Consider the following 13,272-nt stretch of genomic DNA (forward strand, 5'->3'; position numbering starts at 1 on the left):
ACAGCGGGATTGACGTGGACATACGTGACGAGCGGGGCTGGACCCCGCTGATGATTTCCGCGTTCAACGGTAATGAGGAGACCGCCGCGCTGCTTATCAGGAGCGGCGCAGATGTGCATGCCGCGGACTTGAACGGTTATCGCCCCTTGCACTGGGCGGCGTTCAACGGCTATTTCAAGGTCGTGAAGCTGCTGCTTGAGAAACAGGCCGACCCGAATGCACAAAGTTCGCATGGCTGGACGCCGCTCATACAGGCCGCCACACGCGGACATCCGATCGTTGTCAAGCAACTGATTGAGGGAGGGGCTCAAGTCAACCTGGCCAGCAAGGATGGCTGGACAGCGCTGCACAAATCAACCGCCAATGGCCACACAGAAATCGTCAAGGTGCTGCTTTGCATGGGTGCCGATCCGTCCATCAAGTACCAGGATGGAAGCACCGCACTTTCAATTGCCACCAAAAACAAGAGAGAAGTAATCATTGCGCTGCTGAAAGCAATGGGTTGATTCAGCCCCCAAATCGCTCCGCCTTGAATGATTGAATTAAATGAACGTCTCGGAGCGACCTCTGGGCTATTTCCAGCCACAGACCGAATACCCCATAAACCTGATGAGGAATTGACACCCTATGGCGCGCAGCAACAACTTTTTGCGTAGCGCTTCGACGGGATGCGAGTGTTCGACTGTCTTGCTCATTAGTGCAGGGCGACCCTATCTTTCGCGCTACACGAGCACCGAATGCTCCCCGGCAGAGAACTGAACGGTGAAATCACACTACACGCCGTTTGCAATCCGAAACTTACCGCTAATCGGTTAAGAGTAGACGCTCTGCCGAATCATCTGCTTCAATTACCCCAAATGCTCAAGAGGTGCGAGAAATGAAAAGAGATTCCGGATTTACCCTGATCGAACTGATGATCGTCGTTGCGGTGATTGGGATACTCATGGCCATCGCCATCCCGAGCTACAGCGATTACCTCACGCGCAGCCGGATCACCGAGGCTACATCAACCCTTTCCGACATGCGCGTCAAGCTGGAGCAGTACTTTCAGGACAATCGAACCTATGTCGGTGCCTGTGCGGCCGGCACGGTCGCGCCGCTACCGGCTGTTGTGCCCAATGCCAGTTTTGCTTTCACCTGTCCGACGCTTACCGCGACCACTTTTGTCGCTACGGCCACCGGGCAAGGCAAGATGGTCGGTTTCGTCTATACGGTAAATCAGTCCAATGTCAAAGCTTCGAGCATCGCTGCGGGTTCGGCATGGCCGGCCGCGACAAATGCTGCCTGCTGGATTACCAGCAAGGGCGGGGGCTGTTAGGTCATGAAACAGGCCGGGCGAGGTTTTTCGCTGATTGAACTGCTGATCGGGGTGGCTGTTCTCGGCATTTTGCTCGCGCTCGGTGCGTCGAGTTTCAGAGTCTGGATCGGTAACATGAGAATTCGGACGACGGCTGAATCAATCCAGAACGGGTTGCAACTGGCACGCGGCGAGGCGGTACGGCGAAATGCCCTGATAAGCTTCCAGCTTGTGGATAACCTTACTGCGGGTTGCGCATTGACATTGACAACGAGTAACTGGGTTGTCAGTTATGACAATCCGGCAAATGCATGTAATGCTGACTTGCTAAACGAAGCCTTTCCGGTGAACGACGCGGTCAATAATCCGCCACCGCGCATACTCCAGAGGCGTACGGCGGCCGAGGGTTCGGGTAATGTGCTTGTGGCGGCGGATCAGTCAACCTTCGTTTTTAATGGACTTGGGCGGCTTGCCGCCGTTCCCGCGACCAATCCCGTGGTCATTAACGTGCAGCCTGTTGCCGCCGTGGGCGATTGCACGACGCTCCGTTGCCTGCGCGTGACAGTCACTGTCGGCGGGCAGATCCGAATGTGCGATCCGGCGTATCCGGCGGGCGGCACCGATCCGCAGCGATGTTAGGAGGAATCATGCGCAAACAACAATCGGGCATCATGCTGCTGGAAGCGCTGATCGCCATTCTTGTCTTTTCGCTGGGTGTTCTCGGCATCGTTGGCTTGCAGGCTACCGCAGTGGCCGCCACTCGCGATGCAAAATATCGCACCGATGCCGGCCTGCTGGCGAATGAACTGGTCGGGCAAATGATGACCGGTAATCGAGTTGGTGCAAACTTGCAGGCCAACTTCCAGGGTGACGACGACGATTCGCTGGGCACCAGTGTTCTCGTCGACGGCCCCCTTTACCTTTTATGGCGGGCCAGGGTGCGCGCTGCCTTGCCGGGTGCTGATACCAACGACCCGCAGGTGATTTTTGACATCGTGGGTGATCCCGGGCCGCCGCAAACCGCTAGTGTAGTGAGAATTACGGTGCGCTGGATGCCGCCCAACGAGACCGTCCCCCACAGCTATCAAGTTGTAGTGCAAATAATTTAGGGACTCTGCCTTGAATTCGACTGCTTTCAAGACTGTGGCAACAAAGCCCTTGAGTTGGCCAAGCGAAAGGTGCGTCAATCCAGCCTGCTCGCAACGTTGTGCGTCGCGATTTACGGCACACTGTTCAGCGTTTTGCTCCGGCTTCAGCCTGGTTGAAGTAATGGTGGCGATGGTCATCGGTCTGCTCGGCATCATCGTCATGATGCAGATGTTCAGCGTGTTCGAGGGGCAGAAACGAACGACCGGCGGCGGCGACGATGCGATCAGCAGTGGCGCCGTTTCGCTCTATGGTGCGCAGCGCAATATTCAGCAAAGCGGCTGGGGAATCAGTTCGGTGGAGGTGATCGGGTGCACTGTGACTGGTCTGGTTGTTGGAGCCGCTCCCATTCCCCTGATCCCGGTGACGATCAATTCTCCACTGATTACCGGTCAGGATGCGAATACCGATACGCTGCTGATTGTCTCCGGCAATGGCAATGGGTCCGTCGAGGGCGACACAATCGCATCTGTTCCGGCGGCCAACGCTTATGACGTGGGAAGGTTGACCGGCTTCAGTGCCGGCCCTCCGCCAGACAGGGTGGTTGCTGTTCCCCAGACCCGGCCGGCGCCGTGCAATCTGGCGTTAACCACGGTTACCGGGGTGGTTTTCCCGAACGTGTTGGTGAGTGCCGGTTTTGCCGGTATCGTTCCTGGCGACAAACTATTCAATCTGGGTACTGCGCCCACGGTGCGCGCCTACGCCGTGCGTAATCAAAACCTGACGGTGTGCGATTACACGACATCCGATTGCGGCCTGGCTGCCAATAACGGGGATACGACAGTCTGGGTGCCGGTTGCCAACAATGTGGTCAGCCTGCGCGCGCAGTACGGGCGGGACAATACCGACATGGCCGCAGCAATGGATGGCGTAGTCGATGTGTGGGATCAGACAAGGCCGGTTCCCGCATTTCCAGCCGGCAGCAATACGGCCAATGCCTGTGCCTTGATCAGGGCTTCTGCCGTGCGTATTGTGCTGGTTGCGCGCAGCAGTCAGCCGGAAAAAACTGCGGACTGGCCGGCGCTTACCGCGCATGTCACCCCGGCAGCGCCATTGTGGGCCGGCAGCGCGGCTGCCGCAATCAGTCTGCCCGACCCTGACCCCACCTGGCCAACGGGGCTGGATTTTCGCTACAAGGTATTTCAGACCGTTGTGCCGCTACGTAACGTACATATCCCGCCTGTGAGCAAAGTGGGGCCACCATGTTAATTTCCCAGTTCCCTGTTATCCCCATGTCCGAGCGGCGGTGCGCAATGGCTGCCCGACAAGGCGGGGTTGTGCTGATGATTGCACTGATCATACTAGTGGCGCTGACGATAGGCGGTATTGCGCTAGTCCGTTCGGTCAGTACGACCAGCATCATTGCCGGCAATCTGGCCTTTCAGCAAGCGGCGACGCTCTCGGGTGACGCCGGGACGGAAGCAGCGATCCGTTCGATCGAGCTAGGCAATCCCGCGGCCATGAGCCCTGCCGCCCTGGAAAACGATAACTTTGCCAGGGGTTATGTCGCCTCGACGCCTCCAGCCGGCAACCCGGCGAATTGGGATACGTACTGGTCGACGACGGTTAACCCTAATCCGGTGGCCATGCCGGTGGTGGCAGGTGCCTGCACTCAACCAATAGAACGCCGACCCGTCTGCATTTGCGTTGATCGATCCTGCACCCTGCTCACCGATGCCGTTGGCAACACCGTAACTTACACCATTCAGCGCCTTTGCCAGACCGCCGGCGACCCGTTTTTGAAGCCCACCGGCTGTGCCAGCCGTTCTCAACTGGCGTCGCAGAGCGGCACCGGCCTCGGACCCAATAGCGCGAAGTTTGCTCCGGTTCCGCAGTACTACTACCGCATCACCAGCCGTATCGCCGGACCGCGCAATACCGTCACTTATATCCAAACCATCGTTGCCCGCTAAAGCAGGGAGACTGTCATGACCACCAATGCATCGTTCATAGTGTCCACAGGAATTGAAACGCTTAAACGAATCTCCCGGATCATCGGAGGAGTACTCCTTTCCGCGGTGCTGGTGGCCAATGCGCATGGAGCGGCTACAGCGCTGGCCACCGAACCCATTACCCTGTCTACCAAAATCAACGCCTTGCCCAATGTCATGTTTGTTCTGGATGACTCAGGCAGCATGGGCGCCGATTACCTGCCGGACTGGGCCGGCCCCTACCAGGCCACGATCAGCAGTGTGCTCACCGTCATCACCCCGGCGCATCGCTTCTTCAATGGCGCGTACAACGGCGTCGCCTATAACCCGGCAACCCGCTACCGCCCGCCGGTGATGTACGACAATACCGGGGCTCTTGATACCACCACCTACCCTAGCCAGACGGGGCAAAGTCCGGCCACGGGCGGGGATGGCTCGGCCACCGCCCTGCTGCCCAACTGGAGGGCAGTCAAGGTCGATGGCTACGGCATTCAGTCTGCTGCAACGGCAAACCTGGAAGACAATGCCTTTTCCTACACCACGGTGCCAGGTGAATACTGCACCAGCGGCCAACTCAGAACCTGTATCGCCTCGGCCGCGCCTTCAGGTGCCTATACCTTCCCGGCCAAGTTGCGCTGGTGTACCACCTCGGCGCTCTCCGTTGACACCACGGCCAACGCCGGCACCGCGTGCCAGGCCAGCAATATTGCTGACACTCCGACCAATACGGCGAACGGGGTGACCAACTACACCTTCCCGCGCATGCCCAGGCCGCATACCGCGAACATTACGATCGGCGCGGCCGGCACGGTAACCAGCATAACCGTCGACGGTTTGCAAATACTCTCGGCGGCCAGCGTGACCGGAGGCACCAGTACCGACCTGGCCACGGCCATCGCCGCCAGCATCAATGCCTGCACCCTGGCCCGGACTGGCGTCGTCTGCCAGGTTGTCGGGTACAGTGCGGTCAGCCTGGCCGACGTCGTCACCATCACGGCACCGGCGGCGACCAGTTCGACACCGGTGGTCACCGGAGGTACCACCACGCCTGGCGCCTTCAGTAACGGCAATGTCCCGGGAAGCAGCCTGTTCACCGTGATTACGCCGACGGTGGCCAGCTACCCCTACCCGGGATCTGCGGTCAAGGATACAAACCGCACCGACTGCGCGGGCAGCACCTGCACTTATGCCGAAGAAATGACCAATTACGCCAACTGGTATGCCTATTACCGCACCCGCATGCAGATGATGAAAACGGCTTCGAGCATCGCCTTCTCGGCGGTCGATGACAAGTTCCGGGTCGGCTATTACAGCATCAACAATGGAGCGGGCAGTCAATTCCTCAACGTCAGCGCCTTTGACGGCCCGCAAAAAAACCTCTGGTACACCAAATTCCTGAACGCCGTACCTTTTGGCGCAACGCCCTTGCGCACCGGGCTGTCCACCATCGGGCGCATGTATGCCGGCCAGCTCTCGACCTTGAACACCTTGCCGGTCAACGAGCCGATGCAGTATTCCTGCCAGCAGAATTTCACGATTCTGTCGACCGATGGCTACTGGAACGACACGAGTGACCCGGTGCGCATTGACGGCACGACAGCCATTGGCCAGCAGGACGGCAGCCTCGATCGGCCGTATTACGATGGTGGCACGCAAACGAAGACTGTTTCCCAGACGAACAAGACCGAAGAGCAGCTCGGAATCAATACCTTCCTGGTGGAAAGCCGTACCCAACAGCAACAATCGAGTTCCAGCCGGCTGACGCAATCGGTGGTCACGACGACTACCTATCCATGGACAACAGAGACCACGACCCTGCAGACCCGCACTACACCCTTGAATCAGAGCAAGTACATGCTCGAAAGCCGCAGCTATCCGCTCACTTCGAATACGAAGCAGTTGCAGGAAAGCACCTTCAAGCTGGACTCGACGCCGCGCATACTGCAGAGCTATATCAATAATCTGACCAAGACGACAACACCCCTGGAAGCGAGGACGTACAACGTCACTGTCAAAACGCAGCTTCTGACCAAGAAGGACTACAACGTTACCGTCAATACGCAGCTTCTGACCAAGAAAGACTACAACGTTACCGTCAATACACAGCTTCTGACCAAGAAAGACTACAACCTGACGACCACGACATCAGCGTTGCAGAGCAGCACTTTCATGCTGCAATCGAGTACCCGGCAACTCCAGAAAAGAAATGAGTATTCAACCGATGGCGGAGATACCTGGCAGAGTACCGGCTGGGTGAATGCCAGTTCGTGCACCGTTCGGGCCAATGGCCCGGGCTGGGTCAGGAATACCCAATGCCGGTACAATACAGCGGTTGTCGCGGGCAACCTGGGCTCATGCACTTCGGTGGCGGCATCGGTTGCGCCGACATATACCGTGGCCCAGGCGGTGAGCTGTGCGTACGAAACCACGCCAGTCGTTGCGGACGTGGGAACGTGCAACGTCGTTGCCCAGTCCGGTTCATCTCCTTATACCCCATCGGTTAGCTGCGGTTACTCCGCTACACCCACTGTGGCGACCGGGCAGGCGAGCTGTACGGCCAATGACCAGACCGGCGCAGCGGCAATGACCGGCAACAAAGTGGTGTGTGCCTACGACACCACGCCGACAACGACAACTGATCTTTCGAGTTGCACGTGGAAGGTTCCTGCGGTTGCGGCGTCGGCGCCGAAAACGGATTGCAGTTATCAGACGGCGACCCCGCAGACTGGTCAGGCGACGTGCACTGCGGCGGCGAACGGCACGCTGACGACGAACAATACGGTCTGGAACACCGGTGTAGCGTGTTCCTATGACGCCACTCCGACGACGACGTCGAATCTGGCGAGTTGCACATGGAGGGTTCCTGCGGTTGCGGCGTCGGCGCCGAAAACGGATTGCAGCTACCAGACGGCGACCCCGCAGACTGGTCAGGCGACGTGCTCTGCGGCGGCGAAAGGCACGGTGACGACGAACAATACGGTCTGGAACACGGGCGTAGCGTGTTCCTATGACGCCACGCCGACGACGGCGACGAATCTGGCGAGTTGCACGTGGAAGGTTCCTGCGGTTGCGGCGTCGGCGCCGAAAACGGATTGCAGCTACCAGTCGGCGACCACTCAGACCGGGCAGGCTTCGTGCACTGCGGCGGCGAACGGCACGGTGACGACGGACACTACGGTCTGGAACAAGGGTGTAGCGTGTTCCTACGATGCGAGTCCGGCAACAACGCTGACAAATCAATCGAGTTGCACATGGGTGGTTCCTGCAACTGCTGCTTCGCTACCCAAGACGGACTGCGTCTACAACGCGGCGGCAGCGACCTCGTCAACCGTGGCAAGCTGTACCGCTGTCGCAGCATCGACCGGCACAAGCAATGGCACGGTGTGGGCCGGACCGACCGTCACCTGTGCCTATGCTCCAGCGGTACTGACCGGGACAAATCTGACGACATGTACTGCGGGTTCTCCCGGTGGCGGGCTCGCTTATACCACCTGCGGATATATAAATGGCACAACGACCACCGGCCTGAATTCCTGTACGTATGTCGCAGACTCTCCCGGCCCGGTGAATTACACCGGCCCAGCCAATGCCTGCGCCTATTCGGCTACGGCTATTGTCGCCAATGTGGCTAGCTGTACGCCGGTGGCCCAGTCGGGAACTTTTGCCGCGCCGCAAAAGACCTGTGCCTACGAAACGGTAGGCACCGACGCGACAAACCTGACAACTTGTACCACTGTAGCTCAGTCGGGCAGCGCACCTTATGCCGGCCCGGCGGTTAGCTGTGCCTACTCGGGGACTGTCGGCGCTACCGACCTGAACGCGAGCACCTGCACCGTTCATGACTCGGGAGGATCCCCTTATACCGGGGGCGCGAAAGTCGCGTGTGCTTACAATGCGACACCCGTGGTAAGCAATGATGTGGCGTCGTGTACCACCGTGGCGCAATCGGTTGCCACGACGAACGGCACGGTGTACAGCCCGGCCTACACGTGCGCCTATGGCACTACCACCGGCTATACGGATGCCACCGTTGCGTGTGTTCCTGTTGCACAATCGGGAGGGCCGTCTTTCGTCGGGCCAGCGAGAGAATGTGCTTATACCACGCCCTCGGTCGATACTTTTACCGGGACATGTACTCCAGCGGCACAGGATAATACCAATCTCACGGCCATAAATTGTGTAGCCGGTTCTTTCCCGGTAGTTGGTGCGGCGGTGGATTCCACCGTGGACACCTGTTCGACGGCGGCGACCTCCAGTGGTAGCCCGGTCGTCGTCAGTACGGCGACCACCTGTACCTACCAGGCGCCGGTAACGGTCAATACCGCCACCTGTACCCCTGTCACGGCATCGGTGGCATCGCCCTATGTGACAGCAGTCACCTGTCAGGTCAGCGACAGCGGCTATGTGGCCGTGGCACCGACCTGTACACCGGTCGGCACGCCCCCGGCCAGCTTTGATGCTAGCGGAACACTCGTCGAGTGCCGGACAACGAACCAGATCGGCACCGCCGCCGCACCGGTTCCGGCAGTGAGCTGCACGCCAGGGACTGACGCCGGCACCATGGTACAAACCAATTGCACCTCGCTGCTCAGCACCGGCCCGACGCCAGTCGACCCGGCGACCTGCACGACGGTCAACCCCGGTGTCGCTCCAGACTATGTCAAAACCCTGTGCACGACAACGAACACGGCGTCGACGGTCATGGGGTGCGGAACCCAGACGGCCACCCCGCCGCTCTGGCAAACCGTGACCTGTGCCGATATCGCCGGCTCGGGTACCACCAACACACTGGCCGACGTGGCGGCCTACTATTACTACACCGACTTGCGGACACCGGCGCTCGGCAATTGCACCGGAGCCATAGTGCCCCCGGCGGTAACCGGCGGTGCCCTGTGTCCGGCAACCGGTCCCGATACGATGAACAATGTCCCGACAACGAGCAGGGACCCACTCAACACGCAGCATATGACAACATTTACGCTCGGTCTGGGTGCCTCGGGTTACATGAAGTACTCGGACACCTATTTGACTGATACCAGTGGTGACTATTCAACGGTGTACGGGGTCGCCCCGCACGCACCGGCCAATGGTATAGCTGCCGATCCGTCCAATGGCGTTTGCTCCTGGCAATCCACCGGTAACTGCAACTGGCCTTTCCCGGCCAGTGACGAGCAAACCACCATCGACGACCTGTGGCATGCCGGGGTCAATGGACATGGCGCCTATTTCAGCGCGACCGACCCCAAATCGCTGTCGAAGAGCATTTCCAGTGCGTTGGCGGGCGTTGCCGCCGCCGGCGGAGCATCGGCGTCACCGACGATCAGTAATCCCAGTCTTACTCCGGCCGATAACTATATATTCATCAGCACTTATACAACGTCGGACTGGACCGGCGAACTGGTGCGCAGGCAACTGGATCCCTTCACTGGAGCCGTTTCAGCAACGCCTGACTGGGCCGCCCAGGGCAAGCTCGATGCCAAAACACCCGCGTCACGCAACATCTACACTTTCGACTCCAGTGTCGCGGTCACCAAACTGAAAGCCTTTACCAGTGCGAACTTCGCAGGAAATGTCAATTTCCTAACGCCGCATATTTCTACTTCACCGTCCGGTCTGACCCAGTTTCTCTGTGCCTCGGTTGATACCTGCCTGTCCGCAACGGATCAGGATAATGCCAACGCACTCGGGGCGACCGGTGCCAATCTGGTCAATTTCCTGCGCGGTGTGCGCACCAACGAAGGCGCGATCGATGACAACAACAAGTTTTATCGGCAGCGCCAGAGCGTCCTGGGTGACATGGTCAATGCGGAGACGGTGTATGTCAACAAGCCGGTCGACAACTTTGCTGATGCAGGCTACAGCGACTTTGTTACTGCGCAGGCGACACGGCAGGCGGTAGTCTATTCCGCTTCCAATGACGGCATGCTGCATGCCTTTGCAGCCAAGGGCGATGCCGCAACGGAAGCACTGGTTGAAGCTGCAGCCGCGGCCAGTGAGGCCTATTACCTGAATCCGACAACAGCATTGAAAACAGCGGCTGACGCCGCTGCACTATCGGCGGCAACGGCGGTAGGCGCGGATACCACGATCGGACAGGAGCTTTGGGCCTATATCCCGTCGATGGTCATTCCCAATCTTTACCGCCTGGCTGACAAAAACTACAGTAACAAGCATCGTCCCTTTGTCGATGCCTCGCCAGTGGTTGGCGATATTTGTGTCAGCAACTGTTCAACAGCAGCAGCGACCGACTGGAGGACGATTTTGGTCGGTGGCCTGGGGCGCGGTGGACGCGGCTATTACGCGCTGGATATAACTGTCCCCTCCAGCCCGAAGGCCTTGTGGGAATTCACCAATGCTGATCTGGGCTATACTTTCGGCAATCCGCAGATCGTCAAGATGTGTGATGACGCAACTTGCACAACCAAGACCTGGGTTGTGCTGGTGACCTCCGGTTACAACAACATTCCCAACGAGGATGGAGCCACCGGCGACGGCATCGGCCGACTGTTTGTTCTTAATGCGGCGACCGGTTCGCTGATTCGAGCGATATCGACCGGGGTCGGTGATTCCACCAGTCCGAGCGGATTGGCAAAAATTACCGCCCAGGTCATCAATCCATCATCGGACAATACGGCTGAAGCGGTTTATGGCGGTGACCTGTACGGAAATCTCTGGCGTTTCGACATCAACGATACGATTGGCGGAGGGGGTGATGCCAATGACAATTATGATGCGCAGCTCTTGGCGATTCTCAAGGACGGAGCCGGCAACCTGCAGCCGATCACGACCAAGCCGGAAGTGGGTTATATCCCGAAAGCCAACGTCAAGGTCGTTTTTGTCGGTACCGGGCGTTTTCTAGCCGGGTCCGATGCCAGCGATACCAGCCAGCAGTCGCTTTATGCGATCAAGGATGTCCGGGCGGCCGGAACGACACCTGCAACGGCAATTTTTAACAATCCGGGTGGGGCACCACGGGCGCTGGGATTAAATGCCACAACTGGGTTTGTCCAGCAAGTTCAGAGCGAGATAAATTGCCCTGTCGGTGCCTCGGCGAATATTTGTGATCCGACGCTGGTTCCGACACCAAAGGTCCTGAGCAGCACCAATAATCCGGTTGATTTTTCGTCGGATAATGGTTGGTTCGTCGATTTAATCAATGCTTCGGAGCGCGCAAATACCGATCCGGCGCTCGCGCTGGGGGTGTTGGTTTACAACACAAATGCCCCCAGTCTGGCGGCTTGTGACGTGGGCGGTAAGAGTTATCAGTACTGGCTGAACTATGAGACTGGTGGGCCTCTTGCCGCACCGGGAACTTTCGCTGTGGTTGGCTTCAAGCTGCTCGATGGGCTGGCATCCAAGCCTGTTTTTGCGATGGATAAAACCGGTAATCTGATAGTGTATACCGGTTGTAGCGGACCAGACTGTCCCAAGAAAACCGATCCTACTGATCCACCACTGAAATCGGTTACCCGGCGTACCTCATGGCGTGAACTGATCAGGGAGCAATAACGGCCAAGCGAGTGCTGTTACCCCAAACCCTGTCAACTACGGCACCGTTACGGGTGCCGTAGTGCTTGATGAGCCCCGACTGGTATTTTCAGAGCTCGTGGCTCGCAGGTTCTTAGCTTGGGTTAGTTATAGCGTAACCCGACACCCTTCGAACCTTGGCGTTAAGAGCATGGTAAGCACACAGAGCTAAAGCCGCTGTCCCAACCTGCAAGTAATCCGCTCCCCGCGTGAGAAAATGCGCGAAACCGGATGTCACACTCCAACAATGTCTGATAAGCCCCATGTTCTCGCCAGATTGACGCCCTCCATGCTGAACCTTGAACGTAGCAACAAGAATCTTGCCAGGCGCCGCTTTCTGATGGCCCTCGGCGTTTCCTTGTTGCTGCACTTCGGTGTGCTTTCGAAACCTGGCTTTTTCTCTACGGCCAAAGAGGGGACAAGCCACAGTCCTTTGCAAGTCAGCCTGGTGGCGCCTGCGGCCACGGTTTCCGCGCCGATCCAGCCACCAGCGGCAAGTGTTCCCGAAGTCGTGTTGTCTGCGCAAGAGAACAGGGTCGCCCAGAAGATTGAAAAACCCCCCAGTACACTGGTTATCGCGGTGAAACCGGCTGAACCGAAGAACGAAGCACCGCCCAGAATTCCGGAAGTCTTGGTAAAGCCATCTGAAGCAAAGCCTGCCGTCGCGGCAAGTGAACAGACGTCTTCTCCGCCAGCGAAAGAGTCGTCAGATCAGTCTCCCGGAGTTCCATTGCCCGGACTGACCGGCCAGGTCAAACAGGTTACGATCGAGTTCGAGATTTATTCTGGTGCAGACCGGCAATTGATGGGCTCAGGACAGCACCGCTATGTCTCAGATGATGGCAGGAATTACGGGGTGAGCATCAAACAGTTGCTCAATGACGGTGACCCGGTCCAGGTCCAGCCGTGGCAAATGGAAATCTCGGGAACCATCGGCAGACTGGGGCTGAACCCCATACTTTTCCAGATACAGGGGGCGGTGCCCGAGCGACTGATGGCGATTAAGGAGGTCACGGAAAATTTATCTGCGTTACCTGCCAAGGGGCGCAGTGGCCGTATGCCCGATGGCCTTCTCGACCGTCAGAGCCTGCTTTATCAGTTCATGCTGCAGCCACCCATTCTGACCGGTGGAAAACTATGGCTCTCCGACGGCGCGACACACCGTGTTTACACGTATCGCCTGGGAGGTATCGAGACCTTTATCATCCCCTCACTCGGAGGAGTACGCACCATCAAACTGGTTTTGTCGACCAGCGACAGCCCAGAAATCATCGAGCTGTGGCTGGTGCCGGACTTGCACTATTTGCCGGCCAAAGTCCGTCATATCGACCGGCAGGGCGTGGTTACCGAGCAGGTAGTGACCTCGCTGGA

The 13,272-nt window shown here is 58.3% G+C and carries 8 protein-coding genes; all 8 read left to right on the plus strand.

Going from position 1 to position 13,272, the window contains the following annotated elements; all coding sequences use genetic code 11:
- Window positions 1–506, plus strand: a 506-nt coding sequence (locus JNM42_RS00005; protein ID WP_294264223.1) for an ankyrin repeat domain-containing protein, incomplete at its 5' end; no start/stop codon positions are given.
- A 371-nt stretch (window positions 507–877) separates the two neighbouring features.
- A complete protein-coding gene (locus tag JNM42_RS00010; protein ID WP_294264226.1) occupies window positions 878–1,318 on the plus strand; it encodes a type IV pilin protein in 441 nt (146 codons plus the stop codon).
- 3 nt (window positions 1,319–1,321) lie between these two features.
- Window positions 1,322–1,936: a GspH/FimT family pseudopilin gene (locus JNM42_RS00015; protein ID WP_294264229.1), complete on the plus strand. Its 615-nt coding sequence runs from the start codon at window positions 1,322–1,324 to the stop codon at window positions 1,934–1,936.
- An 8-nt stretch (window positions 1,937–1,944) separates the two neighbouring features.
- Window positions 1,945–2,406: a type IV pilus modification protein PilV gene (gene pilV, locus JNM42_RS00020; protein ID WP_294264233.1), complete on the plus strand. Its 462-nt coding sequence runs from the start codon at window positions 1,945–1,947 to the stop codon at window positions 2,404–2,406.
- A 34-nt stretch (window positions 2,407–2,440) separates the two neighbouring features.
- Window positions 2,441–3,652 (plus strand): PilW family protein, encoded by a 1,212-nt coding sequence (locus JNM42_RS00025; protein ID WP_366504384.1) that lies wholly within the window; start codon window positions 2,441–2,443, stop codon window positions 3,650–3,652.
- Between the two features lie 44 nt (window positions 3,653–3,696).
- Complete coding sequence (locus JNM42_RS00030) at window positions 3,697–4,356, plus strand: hypothetical protein (RefSeq protein ID WP_294264239.1); 660 nt, start codon at window positions 3,697–3,699, stop codon at window positions 4,354–4,356.
- Window positions 4,357–4,371: 15 nt separating this feature from the next.
- Window positions 4,372–11,883, plus strand: a complete 7,512-nt coding sequence (locus JNM42_RS00035; protein ID WP_294264242.1) for a PilC/PilY family type IV pilus protein — start codon at window positions 4,372–4,374, stop codon at window positions 11,881–11,883.
- A gap of 235 nt (window positions 11,884–12,118) precedes the next feature.
- Window positions 12,119–13,272, plus strand: a 1,154-nt coding sequence (locus JNM42_RS00040; RefSeq protein WP_294264246.1) for a DUF3108 domain-containing protein, incomplete at its 3' end; no start/stop codon positions are given.

It is taken from the genome of Propionivibrio sp., from assembly GCF_016790145.1.
Lineage (GTDB): Bacteria > Pseudomonadota > Gammaproteobacteria > Burkholderiales > Rhodocyclaceae > Propionivibrio.